Raw genomic sequence first — 25249 nt, 5'->3', positions numbered from 1 at the left:
CGGCTCTTTCCCCGTCACCCTGAGGAGGCCGCAGCGCGGCCGTCTCGAAGGGGCGACGGCCCAGCTCTCTCCACGAGGCGGCATCGGCGCCGTGCATCCTTCGAGACGCGCTATGTGCTCCTCAGGATGACGGAATGGCGAGCTGTGCTCGTCGCAATGACGGCAACCGTTACGACCGGTAATCGCCGTTGATCGCGACGTATTCCTTGGTGAGATCGCAGGTCAGCACGCGGTCTTTCGCCTTGCCGAGACCGAGCGCGACCTTGATCTGGATCTTCGGCGCCTTCATCGCCTCCGACACCTCCTTCTCGTTGTAGGACGGATCGCGCGCGCCGCTCTTGGCGACGCGGATGCCGTTGAAAGAGATCGAGAGCTTGTCGCGGTTGGCGGGTTCGCCGGCCTTGCCGACCGCCATCACAACGCGGCCCCAATTGGCGTCCTCGCCGGCGATCGCGGTCTTCACCAGCGGCGAATTGGCGATCGACATTGCGATCTTGCGCGCCGACGGCTTGGTGGTCGCGCCCTCGACCACGACCTCGACCAGCTTGCGCGCGCCTTCGCCGTCGCGCGCCACCTGCTCGGAGAGGTCGGCGAGGATCTTCTGGAAAGCCTTGGTGAAGGCCTTCAGGCGCGGATCGCTGGCGCGCGAGATCTTCGGCGCGCCGTTGGCGGCCGCAGCGCCGGTTGCAAAGGCGAGCAGCGTATCCGAGGTCGAGGTGTCGCCGTCGATGGTCAGCGCATTGAAGGTGTCCTCGACGCCGGCCTTGAGCAGCGATTGCAGCACTCCGGCCGACAGCGGCGCGTCGGTGAAGATGAAGGACAGCATGGTCGCCATGTCGGGCATGATCATGCGGCGCCCTTGGCCATGCCGTTGATCGTCACCTTGGCCTTGCCGAGCTTGACGGTCGCGGTGGCGACCTTCGGGAAGGTGTCGGTGGTCATGATCGCCTTGGCGGCGTCCATCCAGAGGTCGGGGGTCGCGGTCTCGGCGAGCTGCGCCAGCACGCCGTCGAACTTGGTGGCATCGAGCGGCTCGCCGATCACGCCGGTGGAGGCGAGGAACACGTCCGAGGTCGAGCAGCCAACCGCCTTCGCTGCGATCTGCGCGGTCAGCGCGGTGGACGTCTTGCCGGTCTTGCCGGTGAAGGCGTTGGCGTTGCCGGAATTGACCACCAGCGCGCGCGCAGCCCCGCCCTTCAGCTTGGCGCGGCACCATTCGACCGGCGCCGACGGGCATTTCGACTTGGTGAAAACGCCGGCGACCGTGGTGCCCTTGTCCAGCAGCGCGAGCAGCACGTCGGTGCGGCCCTTGTAGCGGATGCCGGCGGCAGCGGTCGCAAGCCGCACACCCGCGATCACGGGCATCTCGGGAATGTCAGGCGGGGCGAGGGGGGAGACGGCGGTGGACATCGGCAAGCTTCCGGCTACGGGGAGGGAAGCGCTGCATAACATCTCGCCGGCTGAAGCGGGAGAGGGCGCGGACGCGAACGCTCTGTCATGAATCGTTCAAAGAACCCGAAGCCCGGTGGATAGATTGTAGGAGTCATGAGCGGGCCGACATCCTCGGTGTCGTCCCTGCGAAAGCAGGGACCCATAACCACCGAAGTCGATTGTTGCAGGGTTCTGGAACGACGAGGCCGGTCTACAACACCGGCCGCGGCGTATGGGTCCCTGCTTTCGCAGGGACGACAGTACTGGTGCGGCCGTGGCGATGCCCGACAAATAGCAAAATGGCCGGGACATGCCCGGCCATCGCAAGTTCGATCAGTTCAGTGTCGCGAAGCTTACTTCTTCGCCGGGGCCATCTTGTTGTCGGCCGGCTTCGGCGCGTCCTTGGCGGCATCCGCCGGTGCCGCCGCATCCGCGGCCGGCTTGTCCATGCGCTCGACCTTGGCGGCCTCGCGCAGCTTGGCGACGTAGTCGGCCTGGGCTTTGCGGGTCACATAGGTTTCGATCTGGGCCTTCACCTGCTCGAAGTCGGGCGCCTTGCGGTTGCGCTTTTCCTCGACCTTGATGATGTGCCAGCCGAACTGCGACTTGACCGGATCGGAGATCTTGCCCGGCTCGAGCGTGAAGGCGACCGCGGAGAATTCCGGCACCATCTGCTCCTTGGTGAAGAAGCCGAGGTCGCCGCCGTCGGAGGCGCCGGGGTCCTTGGACTTCTTCTTGGCGAGCTCGGCGAAGTCGGCGCCCTTGTCGAGCTCGGCCTTGATCGCCTTGGCCTCGTCCTCGGTCTCGACCAGGATGTGGCGGGCGCGCACTTCCTGCTCGCCGGTGATCTGCTTGGCGGCCTCTTCATAGACCTTCTTCATGGCGTCGTCGGTGGTCGCGGCCTTGCCTTCGCTGGCAAGCAGGCTGTCCATCAACAGGCGGTTGCGGGTGAAGGCGAGCCGCTTCTTGAAGTCATCATTGTTCTCGATCTTCTTGTCCTCGGCGGCCTTGGACACGATCTTCATGTCGATCAGGAAGGACAGCACGTTGTCCTTGCGGGTCGAGGGGTCCATCTGCTGCAGGCTCGGGCCGAGTTCCTCCTCGGCGAGCGCCACGTCGCTGGCATGGATCTCGGAACCGTTCACCTTCGCCAGCACCGGGTCGGATTCCGCGGCGCGGACCGGGAGGCCGGCAGCCAGCACTGCGACAAGACAGCCCGTGGCGGCCAGGGTGGCGAGGCCGAGGCGCAGGCCGGTTTTGGTTTCCGGAGGCGAGGTGGTCATGCAAAATCCTTGGTCTAAAGGGGGGAAGCTCGAGCGGGGCGGACACTCGCCCAATCGTGTTACATTGGCAACGCGAAAGTCTTGTCAAAATGATGAATTCCTTGACATCTTGGCGGCGTTGACAACCCCCCGACCGGGCCATATCTCTGGCCGACCGTGTCAGCGGTGAGAGCGCTTATTTTGCTGCGTTTTTCGCCGTTGAACCCAGGATGGCCCGTTTCCCACTCAATTGGCTAGGGAGCCCCGGGTCGGGGCTCGAACCGTAGCGCGTCACGGTGAGTTGATAGGCGATCCGCCGGACCATCTCAGGCTGTATTCCAAGACTGAAATTCAAGACTGAACCAAGACCGAACTCGAGACCGAAGAACAGGAATTTCGCATGATCGGCGCGCTCGCCCGCAAGTTTTTCGGCTCCGCCAACGACCGTCGGGTCAAGGGGTATCAGTCCCGCGTCAGCGCCATCAACGCCCTGGAGCCCGAGCTCGTCAAACTGACGGACGAGGAGCTCAAGGCCCGCACCGCCGAATTCAAGCAGCAGCTCGCCAGCGGCAAGACGCTGGACGACATCCTGGTCCCGGCCTTCGCCACGGTGCGCGAGGCGGCCAAGCGGACGCTCGGCCAGCGCCATTTCGACGTCCAGCTGATCGGCGGCATGGTGCTGCACGAGGGCGACATCGCCGAGATGAAGACCGGTGAAGGCAAGACGCTGGTCGCGACCCTTGCGGTCTACCTCAACGCGCTCGCCGGCAAGGGCGTCCACGTCGTCACCGTCAACGACTACCTCGCCCGCCGCGACTCCGGCTGGATGGGCCAGATCTATGCCTTCCTGGGCTTGACCACCGGCGTGATCGTGCACGGCCTCGACGACGCCGAGCGCAAGGCGGCCTATGCCTGCGACATCACCTACGGCACCAACAACGAATACGGCTTCGACTACCTGCGCGACAACATGAAGTACCGCCTGGAGGACATGGTCCAGCGCGAGCATTTCTACGCGATCGTCGACGAAGTCGACTCGATCCTGATCGACGAGGCGCGCACGCCGCTGATCATCTCCGGCCCGCTCGACGACCGTTCGGATTTCTACAACACCATCGACACCTTCATGCCGAAGCTCGTCAAGAAGGACGACTACGAGGTCGACGAGAAGCAGCGCACGGTGACGCTGACCGAAGGCGGCATGGAGAAGCTCGAGAACCTGCTGCGCGATGCCGGCCAGCTCAAGGGCGATTCGCTGTACGACGTCGAGAACGTCTCCGTCGTGCATCACGTCAACCAGGCGCTGCGCGCACACACGCTGTTCACCCGCGACAAGGACTACATCGTCCGCGACGACGAGGTCGTCATCATCGACGAGTTCACCGGCCGCATGATGCAGGGCCGCCGCTACTCGGAAGGCCTGCACCAGGCGCTGGAAGCCAAGGAGCACGTCACGGTTCAGCCCGAGAACCAGACGCTGGCCTCGATCACCTTCCAGAACTATTTCCGGATGTACCAGAAGCTGTCGGGCATGACCGGTACGGCGCTGACCGAAGCCGACGAACTGTTCGACATCTACAAGCTCGAGGTCGTTGAGATCCCGACCAACCTGCCGGTGGCGCGTCTCGACGAGGACGACGAGGTCTACCGCACCCAGAACGAGAAATACGCCGCGATCCTCGCCGAGATCGAGCGCGCCAACAAGCGGCTGCAGCCGGTGCTGGTCGGCACGGCGTCGATCGAGAAGTCGGAAGTGCTGGCCGACTATCTCAAGAAGCACGGCTACAAGCAGATCGACTTCACCTCCGAATCCGGCATGGAGAAGCTCTACGCCGCCGCGCGCGCGGGCAAGCCGGCAAAGCTGTTCGCGGTGCTGAACGCCCGCTTCCATGAGCAGGAAGCCTATATCGTCGCCGAAGCCGGCGTGCCGGGTGCGATCACGATCGCGACCAACATGGCCGGCCGCGGCACCGACATCAAGCTCGGCGGCTCGCTCGAGATGCGGATCCAGCAGGAGACCGCAGGCATCACCGACGAGGCCGAGAAAGCCAAGAAGATCGAGCAGATCAAGGCCGACATCGAGCGCTTCCGCGAGATCGTGCTGAAGGCGGAAGAGGATTTCGAGGTCGAGCCCGCCAAGGGCAGCAAGCCGGCCAAGACCGTGAAGAAGCCGGGCGGCCTCTACATCATCGGCTCCGAGCGCCACGAGTCCCGCCGCATCGACAACCAGTTGCGTGGCCGTTCCGGCCGTCAGGGCGACCCCGGCCGCTCGAAGTTCTTCCTGTCGCTGGAAGACGACCTGATGCGCATCTTCGGCTCCGACCGGCTCGACAGCATGCTGCAGCGGCTCGGCCTCCAGGAAGGCGAGGCCATCATCCATCCCTGGATCAACAAGGCGCTCGAGAAGGCCCAGCAGAAGGTCGAGGCGCGCAACTTCGACATCCGCAAGAACCTGCTCAAGTTCGACAACGTCCAGAACGACCAGCGCAAGGTGATCTTCGACCAGCGCGTCGACCTGATGAAGGACGACAGCGTCGTCGAGACCGTGACCGACATGCGCCACGCCTTCGTCGAGGACGTGGTCGCCAAGCACATCCCCGAGCACGCCTATGCCGAGCAGTGGGACACCGCGGGCCTCAAGGAAGAGCTGAAGCGCGTGCTCGATGTCGACCTGCCGGTCGACGAATGGGCCAAGGAAGAAGGCATCGCCGACGAGGAGCTGCTCAACCGCATCGAGAACCACGTCGACGAGCGCATGGCGGCCAAGGTCGCGCAATGGGGCCCCGACGTGATGCGCTACGTCGAGAAGACCATCCTGCTGCAGACGCTCGACCATCTCTGGCGCGAGCATTTGATCATGCTCGACCATCTGCGCCAGGTGATCGGCCTGCGCGGCTACGGCCAGCGCGATCCGTTGCAGGAGTACAAGACCGAAGCCTTCAATCTCTTCCAGGAGATGAGCGCGCATCTGCGCGAGGCGGTCACCGCGCAGTTGATGCGGGTCGAGATCGTGCCGCCGGACGAGCCGCCGCAGCCGTTGCCGATGATGGAAGCGCACAAGCTCGATCCCGACACCGGCGAGGACGAGTTCGCCCGCGCCAGCCTGCAGGAAGCGACCTACGCCCAGGCCTCGCTGGCGCCGGCCATGTCCGCTGTCGATCGCAATCCGAACGATCCGGCCAGCTGGGGCAAGGTCGGCCGCAACGAGGATTGCCCCTGCGGCTCAGGCAAGAAGTACAAGCACTGCCACGGAAGATACGCTTAAGCCGCCGCAAGGGCTGACGTGGCGGGCTGACCCGCCCGTCGCAGCCGCCTCGCCGTCACCCGGCGTAGGCCCTGTCGAGGTCGGCGATCACGATCTTCTGCATCTTCAACATCGCCTGCATGACGCGGTCGGCGGCCTTGCGGTCGGGATCGCCGAGGTAGCGGCTCAGCGCGGTCGGGATCACCTGCCAGGACAGGCCGAAGCGGTCCTTGAGCCAGCCGCAGCGCGATTCCTGGCCGCCGTCGGTGAGCTTCCCCCAGAAGTAGTCGACCTGCTCCTGGGTCTCGACGCTGAGGAAGAACGACACCGCCTCGTTGAACTTGTGCTGCGGCCCGCCATTGAGCGCGTAGAACCGCTGCCCCTCGAGTTCGAAGCTCGCCATGAAGTCGCTGACGGTCTCGATCTCGGCGTTCGGGAACACCGATTTGTAGAACGCGACGGCATCGCGGACATTGTTGTCGAGCCAGAGGAACGGCGTGATCGAAGTCATGACGGGGATGTCCTCGCTGATGGTGGATCGGGGAACCTTACGCGACGGCATGCGAAGGCTGCGCCGCAGGCGCGCCCACAGGACGCACCGAACGCCCCGGGCCCGACATTCCCCGCTGGTCTTTTTTGATGGGCCGGCGCCCGCCCGGCGCGGCCTTAGTTGGCGCTGCCGATCAGGCTTTCCAGCAGGCGCTTGAGCTCTGTGGTCGACTTGTCGCCATAGCTCTCGACGATGTGCTCCTCCTGGCTCACCGCCAGCGAGTTGAGCCGGCGGCACAGCGCCTTGCCGCGGTCGGAGACGAACATCAGCACCTTGCGGCGATCCTTGGGGTCCTGCACGCGGTAGACCAGCGCGTCCGACACCATGCGGTCGATCATCTTGGTCAGCGTCGGATGGTTGAGCAGCACAGCATCCGCGAGCTCGCCCATCGAATGGCCGTTGCCGTCGGACAGCACTTTAAGGATGCGCCACTGCTCGACCGGCACGCCTTCCTTGGCCAGCCGCGTCTCCAACTGCCGGTTGATCTCCCGGTTGGCTTGCGCGAGCAGGTAGGCGAGGTGTTCGGTGATCGGGGAGTTTTCTTTCGGCGGTTTAGCCACGGCGTGAGACCTGGTTCCTGACCCGGTGAATGAATGTCCGGCAACGCATGCCGTTTCTATATGCACTTCAATTGTTGAATATTCAATATTTTCCCCTAGGATATTCCCCCAACCAAAGGGCGGATGCCGCGACCGCCCGCTGGCTGCGTTGCGTATTGCTTCCCAGACAGGAGTTGGCGTGCTCTCGACGGTCTCTTACCAGGCGTATGGCGGTTTGCCCGTCGCGCCGCCGCACCTGTTTCGAAGCCCGTCGTCCTGCGCGGCCGATCTCGCTTTGACCGTCAAGCCGGGCTCATCGCGCCGTGGCGGCACCGACAGCAAGCTTCGGATCGGCAATTTCATCACCTTCTCGGGCGCGCCCGGGATCTGGGGGCCGATCTCCGCCAACAGCGTCATGCTGGCGGTTGCGGAGATCAACCGGCGTGGCGGCATTCGCGGCCGCGAGGTCGAACTGTCGATGTACGACGCCGGCGGGCCGATCGAAGAGGTTGTGCGCCGCGCCGAGCGGGCGATCGCCTACGACGAGATCGACGTGATCATGGGCTCGCATATCTCCGCGGTGCGCCTTGCGCTGCGCAAGGTCACGAGCGGCCGCATCCCCTATGTCTACACGCCGGTCTATGAGGGCGGCGAGCGGACCCCCGGCGTGATGGCGATCGGCGAGACGCCGCGGGCCGAGAGCCGGCCGGCGATCCACTGGCTCACCGAGGTCAAGAAGGCGCAGCGCTGGTACCTGATCGGCAGCGACTATGTCTGGCCCTGGCAATCGCATCGCGCGGTGAAGCGCTACATCAAGGAGGCCGGCGGCCAGGTGGTCGGCGAGGAGTTCGTCCCGCTCGGCGAGGACGATCACGAGCCGCATCTGGCGCGAATTCGCGCCGCCAAGCCCGATGTCGTGCTGATCACCCTGATCGGGACCGACAGCATCACCTTCAACCGCGCCTTCGCCGAGGCGGGCCTCGCCGCCACCACGCTGCGCTATGCGGGCGCGATGGACGAGACGGTGCTGCTCGGCATCGGGCCGGACGCGACCGAGAACCTGTTCTGCGCCTCCGGTTATTTCGGCTGCGTCGACTCGCGCGCCAATGACGAGTTCCAGACCAGCTACCGCGCGATGTTCGGGGCGCACGCGCCGCCGATCGGTTCGGTCGGGCAGTCGAACTATGAGGGGATGCGCTTCCTCGAAGCGGCGGCCAACCGGGCCCGCTCGCTGTCGACGGGGCCGCTATCGTCAGCGGCGCGCAACCTCGTCTACAGCGGTGCGCGCGGCACGGTCACCATTCGTGATGGCCGCGCCGAAATGCCGATCTATCTTGCCGAAGCCGACGGTCTCGACTTCAATGTGATCAAGACGATCTAGCTTGGCACCGTCGTCCGCGTGGGCGACGCCGCGCTTGCCCCAGGGTGCGGTGCCAGACAGGAGCAGGTGTGCATTCGACGCTCAACGTCACGGCAAGAAATCTCCCGTTCCCGCCGTCCCTGTTGTTCAGGAACCTGGCGTCGGCGGCGTCGGATCGCATGCTTGCGCCGATGGATCGCAGCGGGTTCGGTCCGCGCGGCGCGCGCAACCGGCTGCGGGTCGCGGGCTTCGTCTGTTGCTCCGGTTCGCCCGGGATGTGGGGGCCGGCCACGACCTCGACCGCGCAACTGGCCGTCGCGGAGATCAACCGGCGCGGCGGCATCCTCGGCCGCGAGATCGAGTTCCAGGTCTACGACGCCGGCGGACCGCTCGACGAAGTTCTGGACCGCGCCGAGCAGGCGATCGCGTCCGACGAGGTCGATCTCATCATGGGCATGCACACCAGCGCGGTGCGCCTCGCGCTGCGTAACCTCATCACCCGCAGCAAGATCCCCTACATCTACACGCCGGTCTATGAGGGCGGCGAACGGACGCCGGGCGTGATTGCGATCGGCGAGACGCCGCGCTGGCAGAGCCGACCATCGATCCACTGGCTCGCCGAGACCAAGCGCGCCGCGCGCTGGTACCTGATCGGCAGCGATTATGTCTGGCCGTGGCAATCGCACCGCGCGGTGAAGCGCTACATCAAGGAGACCGGCGGCACGGTGGTCGGCGAGGAGTTCGTGCCGGTCGGCGAGGACGATCATGAGGCGCAGCTGGAGCGGATCCGTGCGGCGAAGCCCGATGTCGTGCTGATCTCGCTGATCGGCACCGACAGCGTGACCTTCAACCGCGCCTTCGCCGATGCCGGGCTCGCCCGCACCATTCTGCGCTATGCCGGCTGCGTCGACGAAACGTCGCTGCTCGGCATCGGCGCCGACAAGACCGAGAACCTGTTCTGCGCCTCCGGCTATTTCCCCTGTGTCGGCTCGCACGCCGGCGACGATTTCAGGGACCGCCATCGGGCGATGTTCGGGCCGTTCGCGCCGCCGATCGGGTCGTGCGGCGAGTCCGCCTATGAAGCTTCTGCCTGCTCGAGGCCGCCGCCAACCGCGCCGGCACGCTGGACATGCGGCCGCTGCTCGCGGCAGCCGACAACCTCGTCTATCGCGGCCCGCGCGGTCCGGTCACGGTTCGCAGCGGTCACGCCAGGATGCCGATGTATCTCGCCGAAGCCGACGGCCTCGACTTCAGGGTGATCAAGGCGATCTGAGGCCGGACGCGACAGTCTGGCGAACCTGTTTGTGAAAAAATACTTGAAAAGGAAAATATTTCCGTTTTCAATACAGCGACGGGGTGAGCGGTTCGCGCGGGTCAACGCGCAGCCCGGCCCTGTGCCGAGGGATCATCCAGGGATCAAAAGCTTCAGGAGAGCGCCGTGACCGTCGTCCTTCCCACGCCAACGCAACTTCGTGCCGTCGCCGAGCAGTGCGGCCTGTCACTCACCGATGAGGACGTGGCCTCGTTCCGCGGCCTGATGCAGGGCTCGGTCGATGCCTACAATCTTGTCGCCCAGCTGCCGGACGAACTGCCCGAGGTGAAATATCCGCGCACGCCCGGCTATCGCCCGGCGCCGGAAGAGAACAAGCACAATGCCTGGTACCGCAAGTCGACGGTGAAGGGTGCGGCCTCCGGCAAGCTCAAGGGCAAGACGGTTGCGCTGAAGGACAACATCATGCTGGCCGGCGTGCCGATGACCAACGGCTCGTCGACATTGGAAGGCTTTGTGCCCGACTTCGATGCCACCATCGTCACCCGCATGCTGGATGCCGGCGCCGAGATCAAGGGCAAGGTGCATTGCGAGCACTTCTGCCTGTCCGGCGGCAGCCATACCGGCTCCTACGGTCCAGTGCACAATCCGCACAAGATGGGCTATTCGGCCGGCGGCTCGTCGTCGGGCTCCGGGGTCGTGGTCGCGCTCGGCGAGGTCGACATGGCGATCGGCGGCGACCAGGGCGGCTCGATCCGCATGCCGTCCTCGTTCTGCGGCACCTACGGCATGAAGCCGACCTGGGGTCTCGTGCCCTATACCGGCATCATGCCGATCGAGATCTATGTCGACCACACCGGCCCGATGACCGCGTCGGTGGAAGACAATGCGCTGCTGCTCGAAGTGCTGGCCGGCGACGACGGCTACGATCCGCGCATCAAGGCGCCGAAGGTCGAGGACTACACCAAGGCGCTGGGCAAGGGCGTCAAGGGCATGAAGATCGGCATCCTCAAGGAAGGTTTTGAGCAGCCGACCGCGGAAGCCGCGGTGAACGAAAGCGTGCGCGAGGCGGCCAAGCGCTTCAAGGATCTCGGCGCGTCGGTCGAGAATGTCTCGATCCCGATGCACATGGCGGGCGGCGCGATCTGGACGCCGATCGGCACCGAAGGCCTGACCCAGACCATGATGTTCGGCGACGGCTACGGCCTCAGCCGCGGCGACCTCTATTCGACCTCGCTGATGGATTTCCATCGCGGCTGGCGCCGTCAGGCGGATTCGCTGTCCGAGACCACCAAGCTGTTCATGATGCTCGGTACCTACATCAACAACACCTTCGGCCCGCGCTTCTACGGCAAGGCGCTCAACATTTCCCGAAGGCTCGCCGCGGCCTACGACAAGGCCTTCAAGGACTACGACCTGCTGCTGATGCCGACCACGCCGATGAAGGCGACGAAACTGCCCGAGGCCAATGCCAGCCGCGAGGAATATGTCGCCCGCGCGCTCGAGATGATCTCCAACACCGCGCCGTTCGACATCACCCATCACCCGGCAATGTCGCTGCCCTGCGGCATGGTCGATGGCCTGCCGGTCGGGCTGATGCTGGTCGGCCGGATGTTCGAGGAGAGCACCATCTACCGCGCCGCGCACGCCTTCGAGCAGGCCGGCGACTGGAAGAAGATGTGAGGCGCCGCTTGTCGCAGACCGGAGGGATCGAACACCATGCTAGCACCTTCGCCGCGGTGTTCGAGATCGTGAGCTTCGGCGCGATCATCGTGCTGGTCGTGCTCGGGCTCGGCATCATCGCCAGCATGATGGGCATCTTCAACTTCGCGCAGGGCGAGTTCGTCCTGCTCGGCGCCTATGTGACCTATCTGGCCTACGCCCATGGCGCGCCGGTCTGGGCCGGCATGATCGCGGCGCCCTTCGTGGTCGGCGCGCTCGGCTTCGTGCTGGAGGCGCTGATCATCCGGCGCTTCTACGCCGCGCCGATCGTGGCGATGCTCGGCACCTATGCGCTGGGGCTGATCATCCGCGAAAGCGTGCGCGGTTTGATCGGCGGCTTCTATCTCACCGTGCCGGAGCCGATCGGCGGTTCGATCGACCTCGGCTCCGTCCATATCTCGGCCTGGCGCTTCACCATCATCGTGATCACGCTCTTGGTGATGGGCGCCTGCTATCTGCTGCTGGCGCGCACTTCTTTCGGGCTGCGGGTCCGCGCCACGCTGGAAAACCCGGCGCTGGCGCGCGCCTCGGGCATCTCGACGCCGTTGATCTACGGCGCGACCTTTGCGTTCGGCGCGGCCTTGGCCGGGCTTGCCGGCGCCTTGATCGTGCCGGTGTTCAGCCTGTTCGCCGATCTCGGCATCCGTTTCCTGATCCAGGGCTTCGTCGCCGTGATGGTCGGCGGGGTCGGCTCCTTCATCGGCCCGGTCGCCGGCGCCGGCCTGATCGGCACGCTCAGCGCGGCGCTGCCATGGGTCATGTCGCCGGTCGTCGCCGACGTGCTCGTCTTCGTGCTCGCCATCGCCTTCATCAAATTCCGGCCGCAAGGCTCATTGCTGGGAAAGGGGTCTAATCACCATGTCGATTGAACGCATGAATCTGACGCGCCGCCGCTTCATGGGCAATTTCGCCTTCGCGACCGGCGCGCTCGCGACCGGGGTGGGCAGCTGGGTCGTCAGGCCCGATTGGGCCAACGCCGCCGAGGGCCCGATCAAGGTCGGCATCGCGACCGACCTGACCGGCCCGATCGCCTATGCCGGCAACGCCGACGCCAACGTCGCCAAGATGGTGATCAAGGAGATCAACGCCGGCGGCGGCCTGCTCGGCCGGCCGCTCGAGCTCTACATCGAGGACACCGCCTCGAACGAATCGGTCGCGGTCGGAAATGTCCGCAAGCTGATCCAGCGCGACAAGGTCGACATGGTGCTGGGCGGCATCACCTCCTCGATGCGCAACGCGATCAAGGATCCGATCGTGGCGCGCGGCAAGACGCTCTACATCTATCCGCAGCTCTACGAGGGCAAGGAGTGCACGCCGTATCTGTTCTGCACCGGGCCGACGCCGGCGCAGCAATGCGACACCTTCATTCCCTGGCTGATCAAGAACGGCGGCAAGAAGTTCGCGCTGCCGAGCGCCAACTATGTCTGGCCGCACACGCTCAACGTCTACGCCCGCAAGGTGATCGAGGACAATGGCGGCGAGGTCGTGTTCGAGGAGTATTACCCGCTCGACCAGGTCGACTTCTCGGCCACGGTGAACCGCGTCATCTCCAACAAGGTCGACGTCGTCTTCAACACCGTGATCCCGCCGGGCGTCGGTCCGTTCTTCAAGCAGCTCTATGAAGCGGGCTTCCTCAAGAACGGCGGACGGCTGGCCTGCGTCTACTATGACGAGAACACGCTCAACATCAATCAGGCCAACGAGATCGAGGGGCTGGCGAGCTGCCTCGACTATTTCAAGGTGCTGACCAAGGAAGATCCGTTCGACGCCAAGCTGCAGGCGGCTTACGAGAAGGATTTCCCCGGCAATTTCCTGTTCGCGGCCGGCAGCGCCGCCACCGGAACCTATCGCGGCCTCAAGCTGTGGGAAGCCGCGGTCAAGGAAGCCGGCAAGGTCGACCGCGAGTCGGTTGCGGCCGCGCTCGACCATGCCAAGATCGCCGAAGGGCCGGGCGGACCGGCCGAAATGGTGCCGGGCAAGCGCCATTGCAAGATGAAGATGTACACCGCTGTTGCCAAAGGCGGGAACTATGAGATCGTGGCGCGCAGCGACGGTCTCGTTGATCCCAAGGAGTGCTGAGCGATCAATGGGTGGAGCAAGCGAGGCCGTCGCACGCGTCGGTGAGGAACCAGATGTCGTGACGGGTGAAGGTGCACCGGCCGCACGCGCGCCGGCGGGACAGGCATCGGCAGGATGGAAGGTCCTGCCGATCGTGGAAGGGCTGGTGCTGCTGATTGCACTGGTCCTGCCATGGGTGCTGCAGGATTATCTCACGGTGTTCGCCACCCGTGTGGTGATCCTCGCGCTGTTCGCGCTGTCGTTCGATCTGGTGTGGGGCTATGCCGGCATCATGAGCTTCGGCCAGGCGCTGTTCTTCGGTGCCGCCGGCTACGGCGTGGCACTGATGGCGCGTGACCTCAACGTCACCTCGATCCTGCTGATCCTGCCCGCCGGCACGCTGATCGGCCTCAGCGCGGCGCTCTTGCTCGGCGGTTTCCTGCTGCTCGGGCGCTATCCTTCGAGCGTGATCTTCGTCTCGCTCGGCACGCTGACCGGCTCCTATGCCGCGGACCGGCTGGCGCGCGGCTGGTACTATCTCGGCGGCCAGAACGGCATCCCGTCGATCCCGCCGCTGACCCTCGGCAGCTACGAGTTCGAGGAGGGGCCAGTCTACTACTACATGGTGCTCGGCATCCTCGTCGTGGTCTATCTGCTCTGCCGCTTCCTGGTGCGTTCGCAATTCGGCCTCGCGCTCGCCGGCCTGCGCGAGAACGAGCAGCGCATCGCCTTCTTCGGCTACAAGGCCCAGCACCTGAAGGCGATCATCTTCGCGGTCGGCGGCACCATCGCCGGCCTCGCCGGCAGCCTTTATGCCTTCCACGAGGGCTTCGTCTGGCCCAACATGCTGGGTGTCGTGTTCTCGACCCAGGTCGTGCTCTACGTGTTGTTCGGCGGCTCCGGCACCTTGATCGGCGCGGTGATCGGCACCGTGATCATCGAGGGCGTGTCGTTCTGGCTGTCGGACAATTACCGCGACGTCTGGCCGATCATCCTCGGCGTGCTGCTGCTGCTCGTGATCATGTTCCGCCCGCTCGGGCTGATCTCCTTCGTGCTCGGCGAGCGCGAACGGGTCGGCAGCTTCGGCAAGGCGCCAAAGGAGTCCGGCAATGCCGCTCCTTGAAGCGCAAGGGATCAGTAAGGTATTCGGCAAGCTCACCGCGCTTGACGGTGCGGCGCTGACCGTCGGCGAGAACGAGTTTCACGGCCTGATCGGGCCGAACGGCTCGGGCAAGAGCACGCTGATGAAATGCGTCGCCGGCGCCGAGGTGCCGACCACGGGCAAGGTCTCCTTCGTCAACACCGACATCACTGCGTTCACGCCGACCGAGCGCGCCCGCGCCGGCATGAGCCTGAAATTCCAGATCACCTCGGTGCTCCCCACGCTGACGCTGTACGACAACATCCTGCTGGCGCTGCAGGCGCAGTGCTCGCTGTTCGATCTCGTGCTGTCGCGCACCCGCAGGAAGCTGCACGATCAGGTGATGACGATGCTGACCCAGTTCCGGCTCGCCGATCGCGCGCATGATGCCGCGGCGGCGCTGTCGCACGGCCAGCAGCAATGGCTCGAGATCGCGATGGCGCTTGCCGGCAAGCCACGGCTTCTGCTGCTGGACGAGCCGACCGGCGGCATGAGCCTCGAGGAGCGCCGCGTCACCGGCGAATTGCTGCAGCCGATCAAGCAGCATTGCTCGCTCGTCATCGTCGAGCACGATCTCGATTTCATCCGCGACATCTGCGACCGCCTCACCGTGCTCGACCAGGGCAAGGTGCTGGCGTCGGGGACCGTTGCGGAAATCCAGGCCAACAAGAACGTCCAGGAGATTTATCTTCGCCGTGCCTGACCAATCCTTCCTCGATATCAGGCATCTCGATGCCGGTTATGGCCGCAGCCAGGTCCTGTTCGATGTCAACATCGGCATTCCCTGGCGCGGCGGCGTCGCCGTGCTCGGCCGCAACGGTGCCGGCAAGACCACGCTGATGAAGACCATCGTCGGCGAGCTTGCGAGCTCGCAAGGCGAACTGCACTTCGACGGTCGCGACATCACCCGCCGCCGCACCGAGGAGCGGGTGCGGTCCGGCATCGGCTATGTGCCGCAGGAGCATTCGGTGTTCGCCCGCCTGTCGGTGCGCGACAACCTCGCCGTCGGCTCGCTGTCCAATTCGGACGCCAGTGCCGTCGATCGCGTGCTGGCGATCTTCCCGAAGCTCGGCCAGCGGCTCGAGCAGCCAGCCGGCACGCTGTCCGGCGGCGAGCGCAAGATGCTGGCGATCGGCCGTGCCATGCTCGGCAATCCGAAACTGCTGCTGCTGGACGAGCCGACCGAAGGCGTCTGGATCGGCGTGATCGAGGAGATCACCGAGCGGCTGATCGAGCTCGCGAAAAGCATTTCGGTCGTGATCGTCGAGCAGCATCTCGACCTCGCGCTGCGCGTCGCCGACTACGCCTATGTGCTCGATCGCGGCCGCGTCGCGCTGCAGGGCGAGGCGGGCAAGGTGCGGAGCGATCCGGAATTGCTGCGGTATCTGGCGCCGTAGCGGCGCAGCGAACGGGTCACGGTACCGAAGGTCGTCGAGATCGCGGCCGGCCCGGCTCCCGCTCGCAAAGGCCTTTGGCGCAGTGGTCCCCGACACGTCCGGGTCGGCTCCGGTTGTTTCGGTCCGGCCGAGGATCAGCGCCGGCAACACGGTTTCCGTTTTTGACGAAGGTCAACGCAGGCCCGGCAAGGGAATGCTGAATTCCTGTTGGGCGTCCGGTAGCTCGGGACCGCGATCGGTTCCTGCGCTTGTTGGATCGACCGGATCATGCGGGGACACTCTTGACGAAGGAACGGCAGGCAAGAGACGCAGCGGACGCGTTCCGGCTGCTTCGGGCCTTTCGCTCGATCCGCGATCGTGCTGCACGACGACGTATCATCGAGATAATCGAAGCGATGGCGAATGACCGTGTGCCGGACAACGAGGCAATGCCGGTAGCCACAGATGAAAGGTAGGGTTCGACGACGACCCGTTACTCCAGGGCATTCCGGTTCTGATTGAGGCAGAGCCTATTTTTCTCGACGTGTTTTCTTGCTGCCGGCCGCTACCCGCTCGGGCGCGGGCTCGTCCGCGAAGCAGCGCGGATCCGGTTCCCCCAAGGAACGAAATGTCTCCGCCGCCGTTGGGCCGCGGGAGGACTTCACCGATGCGTTATTTTTCGATTGCAGCCTTTCTTGCCGTTGCCGCGATGAACAGCAGCGCCGCGCTCGCGCAGCATGCCGGCACCTCGGCGGAACAGAAGGCGTGTTCGCGCGATGCACAGCGCTTCTGCCGCAAGGACCTCGGCAATGACGGCGCCGTGCAGAACTGTCTTCAGACCAACCGCGACAGCCTGAGCCGAAGCTGCAAGAAGGTGTTCGAGAGCCACGGCATGTAGCCGTCGCTTGCGGTTAACTTCCCGAACGGCGCCTCGTGGCTTCCGTGCCGGCTGCGATCGACGATGCTCGTGTTCCCGAGCCTTGCTGGATTATCCCGGCACGCTGGTGTGGATGATGGCCGGATTTCCGGCCGGCAAGCGCTCGAGATATTTCAGCGCCGCCTTGAGTTGGGTGTCCCGATCGCTCCCGATCAGCTGCTCCTTGATCGGTGGCGAGGCTGCTTCAGCAGATGCGCCCTTCGCGGCCGGCGAGGCGTCGGATTTTGGCAGCACCCCCGGATTGGCGAATGCACCGTGGAGCTGGGCTTCGCGCCAGACCAGCGAGTTCGCGACTTGCTCGTCCTTGGCCGCCTCGACGAGAACGTCAGGTGTAATCCCGTCACCCTGAATGGAGCGCCTGACGGCGTGTAGTAGAGCGCGCTTGTCAGCCGCAAGGCACCATGATCCTTGATTGGAATGATGGTCTGCACGGATCCCTTGCCGAAACTCTGCGTTCCCATCACGGTCGCGCGATGCCGGTCTTGCAGCGCCCCTGCAACGATTTCGGATGCCGACGCGGAGGCGCCGTTGACGAGAACCACCATTGGAGTGTCCGGGAGCAGGGCACTCGTTGCCGGGGCCGTGAACAATTGATCGTCGTTGGCGTTGCGCCCACGGATCGAAACGACGGTGCCGCCGTTGAGGAAATCGCTCGACACATCGACAGCCGAAGCGAGCAGGCCGCCGGGATCATTTCTGAGGTCGAGGACGAGGCCGGCCAGCTTGCCGCCCGCGTCGTGCTGCAGCGTCGAGATGGCCTGGTGAAGTTCGTTCGGCGTCTCCTCGCCGAACTCGCTGATCCGCAGATATCCCACGTCATTCGGTTCCAGCCTGGACTTGACGCTGTGGACCTTGATGATCTGCCGCGTGAGGGGAACCTCGAACGGTGACTGGCGGCCGCGCTGGATCGTCAATGTCACGGTCGTTCCCGGCTGCCCGCGAATCTTTCTGATCACCTCCATCAGGTCCACGCCGCGCGTGGTCTGGCCGTCGACCGAAACGATCTCGTCGCCCGGTTGTAAGCCTGCACGGGCACCGGGCGTATCGTCGATCGGCGATAGAACAGTCGGCGACCCGTTGTGATCGGTGACCTTGAGGCCGACGCCGCCGAACTTTCCGCTAATGTCCTCTCTGGACTCACGAAATTCCGCCTCGGTCATGTAGGAGGAGTGTGGATCGAGACGCGACAGCATCCCCTTCAGCGCCGCGTCGGTGAGCTGGCGCGAATCGACCGGATGCACGTAGTCCTGCTGCACGAGCTGCATCACGCCCGCAAGAAGCGCGAGATCGGCCCTGGAAGGGCCGGCAGCGACCTCCGACGCCAGCGCCAGGCCGGCCAGGGCGGCCGATGCCGCGCAAACGATTCCGATCGTGCGCAGATGGGATGTCTTCATTTTCATGGCTTGCCCGCGCGGTTGGAGAGTTGAGCACGTGAACGCGCCGCACGAAGCGCGGCGGCCTTCCTGATGTTGAGCCCCTGCCGTCGCGCCTGGAGAACACGCGACGGCAGGTCGAAGTCATGCCTAGCCGATCGGCATGGCGACGAAGTGGGTATTGTCGGACGTCTTCACGTGCATCAGAACGTCATGCTTGCCTTCGGACTTCGCTTCCGAGAGCGCGTTGCGGAGGTCGGCTGCCGAGCTGACGTTCTTGCCTCCGACCGCAAGGATGACATCGCCGGATTGCAGGCCGTGCTCGGCCGCCGGTCCGTCCGGCTCGATCGCCGTGACCACGACCCCGCTGTTGCCGGCGCCGCCGACGTCGCCTGCCGGAGCGACCGACATACCGAGATGGGGGACGCCCTTCGATGAGCCCTGCTCGGACTCATCGGCCCGGGCAACTTTCCTGGTCTCGTTTGGCATCTTGGCGAGCGTCACCGTCAGCGTCTGCCCTTCGCCCTTGCGAACGATGTCGAGCTTCGCTGAGCTGCCGGGGGCCATCCCTGAAATCTCTCGCGCAAGCGTCCGCGAGTCCTCGACCGCGTTGCCGTTAACCGCCGTGATCACGTCGCCTGGCCTGATACCGGCTTGCGCCGCCGGCGTGTCCGGTTGGGCCTCGTCGACGAGCGCACCCCGGGCCTGCTTCAGGCCGAGGCTCTCGGCGATGCCTGTCGTGACCGGCTGCACCTGCACGCCGAGCCAGCCGCGCGTCACTGTGCCGTGCTCCTTGAGCTGGGCGACGATCATCTTGACGGTCGGTGCCGGCACATCGAAGCCGATGCCGACCGAACCGCCCGACGGTGAATAGATCGCGGTGTTGACGCCGACGACGTTGCCATTGGTATCAAAGGTCGGTCCGCCGGAGTTGCCTTTGTTGATCGGCGCGTCGATCTGGATGTAGTTGTCGTAGGGCCCGGCGCCGATATCGCGCCCTTCGGCCGAGATGATGCCGGCCGTCACGGTGCCGCCAAGGCCGTAGGGGTTGCCGACCGCCACGACCCAGTCGCCGACGCGTGGAATCTGGCTCTCGAGATTGACGAAGGTGAAATCCGACTTGCCGTCGACCTTGATGAGCGCAAGGTCCGTCTTCGGATCGGTGCCAATCACCTTCGCGGTATAGATCGTGCCGTCATCCGTCGTGACCTGCACCGATTTGGCATGGTCGACGACATGATTGTTGGTTACGGCATAACCGTCCGCAGAGATAAAGAAGCCGGAGCCGACGCCGGTGATCTCATGGTGCTGAAGTTTGCCGCCCGGATTGCCGTCGGAACCGAACTGTCGGAAGAACTTCTCGAAGGGCGTGCCTTGCAAGGACGGCGGCAGGCCTTCTGCGTCGGCTCCGTTTGCGTTGCTCTCTTCGTCGAGCTTCACTCGAACCGAAATGACGGCCGGCTTCACCTTCGCGACCAGGTCGGCGAAGCCTGCGGGGCCTTGCGTCTGTGACGTCGGAGCCGCGGCAAAGGCTTGTTCGACAAATGGCTGATGCGCCAGCGGTCCCGCGACCGCGATGGCCGCACCGATCATTGCAACTGAACCGAGCAGCGCGATGCGCTGCGAGGATGGCCGGCGGTCCTGATTATTGTCCTCTCGCATGATGTTTTCTCCTGAGTGTGATTGCCTCGTATCGCTGACAAAAAAATATCGTCGCCGCATTACGGCGTCCTGTCCGATGGATTAATTCGTGGGATAGGTTGCTAAATTCGCGGTAAGGCTTGGCGAACGCGCGAATAGATGTCCGGGCTCGCGCCGAGAAGACGCGCGACACCGCGGCGAATGAAAATGGCGACGTGTGCAGGCGACGGCGCCTCGATCCGGTGCGGAGCTACGTTCAGCCGACGCGCTCGACGAGATGTGCCCGCGAAGGCGAAGGGTCGAACGGCTCGGCGAAATACTGAGTTTCGTGGGCGACCAGCCCGTCGCGGAATTCCATGATGCTCACCACGTAGGACGGGCTGTCGTCATAGGTGAGGATGTATTCGGTGATCCAGAGATCGCCGCCGCCGATCATGCGCTGGATCGAGAAGCGCTTCTTGTTCGGCTGCACCGTGCGGCTTTGCTGAATGTTGCGCCGGCCACGGATACGCTCGCCGGATTGCGGATAGTCGAGCACGGCATCGTCACGGTAGATGTCATGCTCGCGTTCGAAATCGCTGGCATCAGAAGCTTCCCAATGGCGCTGCAGCGCCGCGCGTACGGCTTGATCGTCCATGGCAATCTCTCCGGCTGTTCCCGCGTGCGTCATCTGACGATCGTCCGCGCCCCCATGGCAAGAGGAATGTGGTGGCGACATTAGGGTGATGCGAAGTCACTCTCGCTGCCTCTTCGTCATTCCGGGGCGGCGCGTAGCGTCGAGCCCGGAATCCATTCATCTCCGAAACCTGTGGCTTTATGTGTTCCGGGCTCTCGCTTCGCGAGCCCCGGAATGACGAGGGAGAGAGGCGCGGCTCTATGCCAGCTTTCCCTGCGCCCTCTGTTCACGAAGCGACGAAACAAGATGCAAGTCCGAACGTGCTGCGCCGCGAGAACGCGAAATCATGACCCGGAGGCCGCGCAACACATTCGGTGTCGTCCCGGCCTTGAGCCGGGACCCATAACCACGAATGCAAACGGCCTTGCCAAGCTGTAGCCACAGCGCGCTCCAACGGCGCAGCCCTGTGGCTATGGGTCCCTGCTTTCGCAGGGAACGACATCGTGTGCTGTTTGGAATGCTTATCGCCAGCGACTCGCGGCGGTGCGCCAGCCGCGCTTACTTCACCGCGGAGAAGCGGGTGTCGAACGAGTTGGTCTGCACCACAGGTGCGGAGCCGGCGAGCTGGGTCGACGATGTCGCCGCCGGTGCGGCTGCGGTGGCGACTTGCGGCTTCGGTGCGGGCTTGGCGGTGACCTTCGGCTCGGCCTTCGGGGCGACGCGCACAACCGATTGCGGCTTGGCTTCGGCGACCTTCGGCTTGGCCGGTGCGGCCGCGGCCGGCGCGGCGGTCTTGCTGGCGTCGGCAGTGGCGCCGCCGATGCCGACCTTGCGGGCAAAGCTCGAGAAGAAGCCTTCGGACTTGTCCGACGCATTTGCCGAAGCGACGCGGGTGTTGGCCGCGGGCGTTGTCGCTGTCGCGACCGAGGTCGACGAGGTCGTCGCCACGACAGGCTCTTCCTGCTGGACCGCGAGGTTGGGCCGCGGCGGATTGACCGTGCCGGGGATCGTGCCGGGGGCGCGCGCCAGCGACATCGATGCCAGCGCCTGGCTGTCGCCGCCTTCGGACAGGCCGGTGTTTCCTTCTGGAATCTTCGAAGCGAAGATCGCGTTCATGCCGCCGTCGATGCCGGTGTTGAGGCGCGCCACTGGCGTGCCCTTGGCGGCCAGCTTGGCCATCTCGGCGTCGTCGCGCTGCTCCTTCTCGCGTACCGCGCTCGCGATCTCCTCGGGGATCACATAGGCCGGGCACTTTGCCGATGCATTGAACACCGGATCGCGTGTCGCGTCGGCCGGCTTCGCCGCGTCGAAGACGTACTTCTTCTCGCAGAAATCGACCTTCGGTTCCTGCTTCGTCACCTCGAAATGATCGTTGCCGACCTTGATCATCTTCCAGAACGGCATGTTCGGATTGTTGCGGTGCTTGGCCATGTTCACCGCGGTCATCCGGAACGGATAGGCCTGAAACTGGAACGCCTTCTGGCCGCCGAAGAAGGACTCGCGGCCGAGCGAATAGATCTCCGCGATCTGCTCGTCGGTCATCGCGTAACAGCCGCGCGAGGAGCAGTCGCCATGCACCATCAGCTCCGAACCGGTACGGCCGAGCGACTTGTCGAAGGCGTTGGGATAGCCGGTGTTGAACGACAGATAATAGGCCGACTGCGGATTCATCTGGCTCGGATTGATCGAGTAGAATCCCTCGGGCGCCTGGCGGTCGCCTTCGCGGACCTTCGGGCCGAGATCGCCCGACCAGCGGCAGATCGGGTAGGTCTTGAGCAGCGCGAACTGGCCGGAGCGGGTCTGCTTCCAGACCTCGAGCTCGGCCTCCTGCTTGAACAACCGCACCAGGATCGGCGACTGCAGGTCCATGTCCTTCTCGGCCATGGCGGCGACGAGCTTTGGCGGGACCGGCTGGTTGGCCTTGGCGTTCTGGGCGAGCGAGATCTGGTCGCTGTCACAACCGGCGAGCATGACGCCTGCGGCGAGCACCGCCGAAGTCAGAAGCGCGCGTACGAGCGTGCGATGAGTCAAGTCCGAGCTCCACACCCACCGGGCGATTTTCGCGACCCCAACACGGCGAATATGCCCTGAAGCCATTGTGTAAAATATTAGCCTTCGACCACCCCTGCTCGCAACCTGAACCGGGGCTGACAGCCTTCACGGTAGCAGGCATGGTTCAAGGAACGTTAAAGACCCGGCTCGGGGCCCAATTACGGCAAAACCGGCTAATTTGGACGAAAAATCCGGAGATTTGGGTGGGTCAGGCCAGCTTGCGGCCGATGTCGAGGAACTTCTGGCGCCGCTGTTTGCGAATCGCGTCCGGATCAAGATTTCGTAGGTCGTTGAGCGCCTGGGCGATCGCATCGCCGGTGGTCGCGATCATCGCGGCGGGGTCGCGATGCGCGCCGCCGGAGGGCTCTTTCAGGATCTGATCGATCACGCCGAAGCGCAGCATGTCCTGCGCGGTGATCTTCATGCTGTTGGCGGCTTCCTGCGCCTTGGTGCCGTCGCGCCACAGGATCGAGGACGCCGCTTCCGGCGAGATCACGCTGTAGATCGCGTGCTCCATCATCAGCACGCGGTTGGCGGTGGTGATGGCGATGGCGCCGCCCGACATGCCTTCGCCGGTGACGATCGCGATATTGGGCACGCCGAGCGACAGGCAGGCATCGGTCGAGCGCGCGATCGCCTCGGCCTGGCCGCGCTCCTCGGCGCCGATGCCGGGATAGGCGCCGGCGGAATCCACGATCGACAGCACCGGGATGCCGAAGCGATCGGCCATCTCCATCAGGCGCACCGCCTTGCGGTAGCCTTCGGGGCGCGCCATGCCGAAATTGTGCTTGATGCGGCTGTCGGTGGTGGCGCCCTTCTCCTGGCCGACCACGCAGATGCTCTCGCCGCGGAAGCGGCCGAAGCCGCCGATCAGCGCCTCGTCGTCGGCGAACTTGCGGTCGCCGGCCATCGGCGTGAATTCGGTGATCAGGCCGCCGATGAAATCGGTGAAGTGCGGCCGCTGCGGATGCCGCGCCACCAGCGTCTTCTGCCATGGCGTCAGATTGGCATAGAGGTCGGTGAGCGCCTGTGCCGCCTTGTCCTCGATCCGCGCGACCTCGTCGCCGATGTCGCTGCCGCTTGCGGCAAGCGTGCGCAACTCGTCGATCTTGGATTCAAGCTCGGCGACGGGTTTTTCGAAGTCGAGATAGCTGCGCATCGGGTCGGGCATCAACTCAATATAGGGAGGAACGGTGCGAGGGGCGAAGCGGTTTTGGCGTAGAGAAGAGAAGTTTTGTAACTTCAATTGGTTAACGCGCATTCCGGCGGAATGCACGCTTCGGGATCGCAGGCAGGTGACGCTCTTTCTGCGGAGATGGTGCGGAAGTCAAGGCGGATCAGGTGACGGTATCGATGTCCGGCGGGCGCTGGACTTACTTCTCCGCCAGCGGATGCAGGTCGCGGACCAGGCTCTTCAGCCGCTCCTCGACCACATGGGTGTAGATCTGGGTGGTCGAGATGTCGGTGTGACCGAGCAGGGTCTGCACGATGCGCAGGTCCGCTCCGTTGTGCAGCAGATGGCTGGCGAAGGCGTGGCGCAGCACGTGCGGGGAGACCAGCCGCGGTGCGAGGCCCGAGGCGCTCGCGAGCTCCTTCAGGTCGCGGGCGAAATGCTGCCGGGTCAGATGGCCGCTCTCGCCGGAGGAGGGAAACAGCCATTTCGATGGTGCGGCCTTCTTCGCCTTCGGCGTTATCACCTCGAGCGCCGCAAGGTAATCCGCCATCGCCTGGCGCGAGGCATCGTTCAGCGGCACCAGCCGCTCCTTGTTGCCCTTGCCACGCACCACGATCATCCGCGCATCGCGCCGCGCCGCGGAGACCGGCAGCGACACCAGCTCGGAGACGCGCAGGCCGGTGGCGTAGAGCACCTCGAGCAGGCAATAGAGCCGCAATGCGCGCAGCCGCTGCGCCGGCGAGACGTCGGTCTGGGTCAGCTCCCTGGCACGGGTCAGCATGCGGTCGACGTCGGAGATCGACAGCACCTTGGGCAGGCCGCGGCCGCGCTTCGGGCCGGACAGGATCGCGGCCGGATCGTCGGAGCGGATCCGTTCATTGAGCAGGAAGCGGTAGAGATGCCGCATCGCCGACAGTCGCCGCGCCACGCTGGTCGACTTGAAGCCGCGCGTGTCCAGATCGGCGAGGTAGCCGCGCAGCGCCTCGGTGTCGGCGCTGGTGAAATCGGCGCCGGCATGGCCGAGATAGTCGGAGAAATCGGTGAGGTCGCGCCGGTAGGCGTCGAGCGTATTGCTGCCTGCGCCCTGTTCCGCGGCCAGCATGTCGAGGAACAGCGCCGTCAGCTTGGCGTCGGAGGACTTAGGCAGGGTCTTGGCCGGGGTCTTGGTGCCGGTCTTGGTGTCGGCCCTGGCGGCTGTCTTGGTGATCTTGGCGGAAGCGGTCATGCCAAGACTCATAGCGCCTATTTCTTGAGGAACTTATCCGGCGGGATGGTCACCGTCATTTCCCGCGGCTTCGGATGCACGAAATTCGCCAGCGCGAAGACGATGCCGTAGCCGATCCCGAAAATCACGGCGACGACCGTCAGGAAGCGGAACAGGCTGGGCATGGAGGCGACTCGGGCGGCGATTAACCAATGAAATCATCCAACATGTTCCCCGCGCGGTTGCAAGAGTCGCTGGTAACGGTGTCGCCGGGGGTAGTATAGGTGGCTCGAATTCTG

At 64.8% G+C, this 25249-nt stretch carries 19 protein-coding genes and 2 pseudogenes; 10 read left to right on the top strand and 11 right to left on the bottom strand.

Translation table 11 applies throughout. From position 1 onward, the window contains the following. Positions 1-169: 169 nt before the first annotated feature. Both argJ and ALC15_RS31760 read right to left on the bottom strand, forming a co-directional pair. Positions 170-1410 (bottom strand): annotated as a pseudogene (argJ, locus tag ALC15_RS31765) (bifunctional glutamate N-acetyltransferase/amino-acid acetyltransferase ArgJ). Between the two features lie 374 nt (positions 1411-1784). Next, positions 1785-2714, bottom strand: a complete 930-nt coding sequence (locus ALC15_RS31760) for a peptidylprolyl isomerase (protein WP_050630698.1) — start codon at positions 2712-2714, stop codon at positions 1785-1787. Positions 2715-3093: 379 nt separating this feature from the next. Here ALC15_RS31760 and secA point away from each other — a divergent pair, with 379 nt between their 5' ends. Then, positions 3094-5958 carry a preprotein translocase subunit SecA gene (secA, locus tag ALC15_RS31755; RefSeq protein ID WP_050630697.1) on the top strand — a complete coding sequence of 955 codons (2865 nt, stop codon included), beginning with the start codon at positions 3094-3096 and terminating at the stop codon, positions 5956-5958. A gap of 55 nt (positions 5959-6013) precedes the next feature. On the opposite strand, the gene ALC15_RS31750 is transcribed toward secA, so the two are convergent. Both ALC15_RS31750 and ALC15_RS31745 read right to left on the bottom strand, forming a co-directional pair. Beyond that, positions 6014-6448 (bottom strand): VOC family protein, encoded by a 435-nt coding sequence (locus ALC15_RS31750; protein WP_050423930.1) that lies wholly within the window; start codon positions 6446-6448, stop codon positions 6014-6016. Between the two features lie 155 nt (positions 6449-6603). After that, the gene (locus ALC15_RS31745; protein WP_016847408.1) at positions 6604-7047 is read right to left on the bottom strand and encodes a MarR family winged helix-turn-helix transcriptional regulator; all 444 of its coding nucleotides are present in this window, start codon (positions 7045-7047) and stop codon (positions 6604-6606) included. A gap of 178 nt (positions 7048-7225) precedes the next feature. Here ALC15_RS31745 and ALC15_RS31740 point away from each other — a divergent pair, with 178 nt between their 5' ends. From ALC15_RS31740 to ALC15_RS31700, 9 genes and pseudogenes are all read left to right on the top strand, one after another. Continuing rightward, positions 7226-8407, top strand: coding sequence for a substrate-binding domain-containing protein (locus ALC15_RS31740; protein ID WP_050630696.1), 1182 nt, complete (start codon positions 7226-7228; stop codon positions 8405-8407). Between the two features lie 68 nt (positions 8408-8475). After that, positions 8476-9659 (top strand): annotated as a pseudogene (locus ALC15_RS31735) (substrate-binding domain-containing protein). Positions 9660-9824: 165 nt separating this feature from the next. Then, a complete protein-coding gene (locus tag ALC15_RS31730) occupies positions 9825-11339 on the top strand; it encodes an amidase (RefSeq protein WP_050630695.1) in 1515 nt (504 codons plus the stop codon). A gap of 8 nt (positions 11340-11347) precedes the next feature. Beyond that, positions 11348-12247: a branched-chain amino acid ABC transporter permease gene (locus ALC15_RS31725; RefSeq protein WP_244486340.1), complete on the top strand. Its 900-nt coding sequence runs from the start codon at positions 11348-11350 to the stop codon at positions 12245-12247. Next, positions 12237-13457 carry a substrate-binding protein gene (locus ALC15_RS31720; RefSeq protein ID WP_050630694.1) on the top strand — a complete coding sequence of 407 codons (1221 nt, stop codon included), beginning with the start codon at positions 12237-12239 and terminating at the stop codon, positions 13455-13457. Before ALC15_RS31725 ends, ALC15_RS31720 begins: the two co-directional genes overlap by 11 nt. A gap of 7 nt (positions 13458-13464) precedes the next feature. Beyond that, entirely contained in the window at positions 13465-14559 is a 1095-nt protein-coding gene (locus tag ALC15_RS31715; protein ID WP_244486339.1) for a branched-chain amino acid ABC transporter permease, read from the top strand. After that, positions 14546-15280, top strand: a complete 735-nt coding sequence (locus tag ALC15_RS31710) for an ABC transporter ATP-binding protein (RefSeq protein ID WP_050630692.1) — start codon at positions 14546-14548, stop codon at positions 15278-15280. The genes ALC15_RS31715 and ALC15_RS31710 overlap by 14 nt, the downstream gene beginning before the upstream one ends. Continuing rightward, the gene (locus tag ALC15_RS31705; protein ID WP_050630691.1) at positions 15273-15974 is read left to right on the top strand and encodes a branched-chain amino acid ABC transporter ATP-binding protein; all 702 of its coding nucleotides are present in this window, start codon (positions 15273-15275) and stop codon (positions 15972-15974) included. The genes ALC15_RS31710 and ALC15_RS31705 overlap by 8 nt, the downstream gene beginning before the upstream one ends. Positions 15975-16620: 646 nt before the next feature. Then, complete coding sequence (locus ALC15_RS31700; protein ID WP_050630690.1) at positions 16621-16851, top strand: cysteine rich repeat-containing protein; 231 nt, start codon at positions 16621-16623, stop codon at positions 16849-16851. 191 nt (positions 16852-17042) lie between these two features. Here ALC15_RS31700 and ALC15_RS31695 read toward each other — a convergent pair whose 3' ends face one another. From ALC15_RS31695 to ALC15_RS31665, 7 genes are all read right to left on the bottom strand, one after another. Next, entirely contained in the window at positions 17043-18155 is a 1113-nt protein-coding gene (locus tag ALC15_RS31695) for a S41 family peptidase (protein ID WP_244486338.1), read from the bottom strand. Positions 18156-18413: 258 nt separating this feature from the next. Beyond that, positions 18414-19925: a Do family serine endopeptidase gene (locus ALC15_RS31690; RefSeq protein ID WP_050630689.1), complete on the bottom strand. Its 1512-nt coding sequence runs from the start codon at positions 19923-19925 to the stop codon at positions 18414-18416. Between the two features lie 235 nt (positions 19926-20160). Continuing rightward, positions 20161-20541 (bottom strand): nuclear transport factor 2 family protein, encoded by a 381-nt coding sequence (locus tag ALC15_RS31685; RefSeq protein ID WP_050630688.1) that lies wholly within the window; start codon positions 20539-20541, stop codon positions 20161-20163. A gap of 537 nt (positions 20542-21078) precedes the next feature. Further along, the gene (locus ALC15_RS31680; protein WP_050630687.1) at positions 21079-22551 is read right to left on the bottom strand and encodes a L,D-transpeptidase family protein; all 1473 of its coding nucleotides are present in this window, start codon (positions 22549-22551) and stop codon (positions 21079-21081) included. A 229-nt stretch (positions 22552-22780) separates the two neighbouring features. Next, positions 22781-23743 carry an acetyl-CoA carboxylase carboxyltransferase subunit alpha gene (locus ALC15_RS31675; RefSeq protein ID WP_050630686.1) on the bottom strand — a complete coding sequence of 321 codons (963 nt, stop codon included), beginning with the start codon at positions 23741-23743 and terminating at the stop codon, positions 22781-22783. 202 nt (positions 23744-23945) lie between these two features. Next, positions 23946-24971, bottom strand: a complete 1026-nt coding sequence (gene xerD, locus ALC15_RS31670) for a site-specific tyrosine recombinase XerD (protein ID WP_430649212.1) — start codon at positions 24969-24971, stop codon at positions 23946-23948. 17 nt (positions 24972-24988) lie between these two features. Next, on the bottom strand, positions 24989-25135 hold the full coding sequence (locus tag ALC15_RS31665) for a hypothetical protein (protein WP_016843561.1): 147 nt from the start codon (positions 25133-25135) through the stop codon (positions 24989-24991). Positions 25136-25249: the final 114 nt, after the last annotated feature.

It is taken from the genome of Bradyrhizobium viridifuturi, from assembly GCF_001238275.1.
Lineage (GTDB): Bacteria > Pseudomonadota > Alphaproteobacteria > Rhizobiales > Xanthobacteraceae > Bradyrhizobium > Bradyrhizobium viridifuturi.
This window is presented reverse-complemented; position numbering and strand designations above follow the sequence as displayed.

Excerpts from the sequence above, each read along its gene's own strand:
- ALC15_RS31720 (WP_050630694.1), top strand. The coding sequence starts at position 12,237 with ATGTCGATTGAACGCATGAATCTGACGCGCCGCCGCTTCATGGGCAAT.
- ALC15_RS31675 (WP_050630686.1), bottom strand. The coding sequence starts at position 23,743 with ATGCCCGACCCGATGCGCAGCTATCTCGACTTCGAAAAACCCGTCGCC.
- ALC15_RS31760 (WP_050630698.1), bottom strand. The coding sequence starts at position 2,714 with ATGACCACCTCGCCTCCGGAAACCAAAACCGGCCTGCGCCTCGGCCTC.
- ALC15_RS31695 (WP_244486338.1), bottom strand. The coding sequence starts at position 18,155 with ATGCAGCTCGTGCAGCAGGACTACGTGCATCCGGTCGATTCGCGCCAG.
- ALC15_RS31710 (WP_050630692.1), top strand. The coding sequence starts at position 14,546 with ATGCCGCTCCTTGAAGCGCAAGGGATCAGTAAGGTATTCGGCAAGCTC.
- xerD (WP_430649212.1), bottom strand. The coding sequence starts at position 24,971 with ATGACCGCTTCCGCCAAGATCACCAAGACAGCCGCCAGGGCCGACACC.
- ALC15_RS31715 (WP_244486339.1), top strand. The coding sequence starts at position 13,465 with ATGGGTGGAGCAAGCGAGGCCGTCGCACGCGTCGGTGAGGAACCAGAT.
- ALC15_RS31690 (WP_050630689.1), bottom strand. The coding sequence starts at position 19,925 with ATGCGAGAGGACAATAATCAGGACCGCCGGCCATCCTCGCAGCGCATC.
- ALC15_RS31665 (WP_016843561.1), bottom strand. The coding sequence starts at position 25,135 with ATGCCCAGCCTGTTCCGCTTCCTGACGGTCGTCGCCGTGATTTTCGGG.
- ALC15_RS31750 (WP_050423930.1), bottom strand. The coding sequence starts at position 6,448 with ATGACTTCGATCACGCCGTTCCTCTGGCTCGACAACAATGTCCGCGAT.
- ALC15_RS31685 (WP_050630688.1), bottom strand. The coding sequence starts at position 20,541 with ATGGACGATCAAGCCGTACGCGCGGCGCTGCAGCGCCATTGGGAAGCT.
- ALC15_RS31700 (WP_050630690.1), top strand. The coding sequence starts at position 16,621 with ATGCGTTATTTTTCGATTGCAGCCTTTCTTGCCGTTGCCGCGATGAAC.
- secA (WP_050630697.1), top strand. The coding sequence starts at position 3,094 with ATGATCGGCGCGCTCGCCCGCAAGTTTTTCGGCTCCGCCAACGACCGT.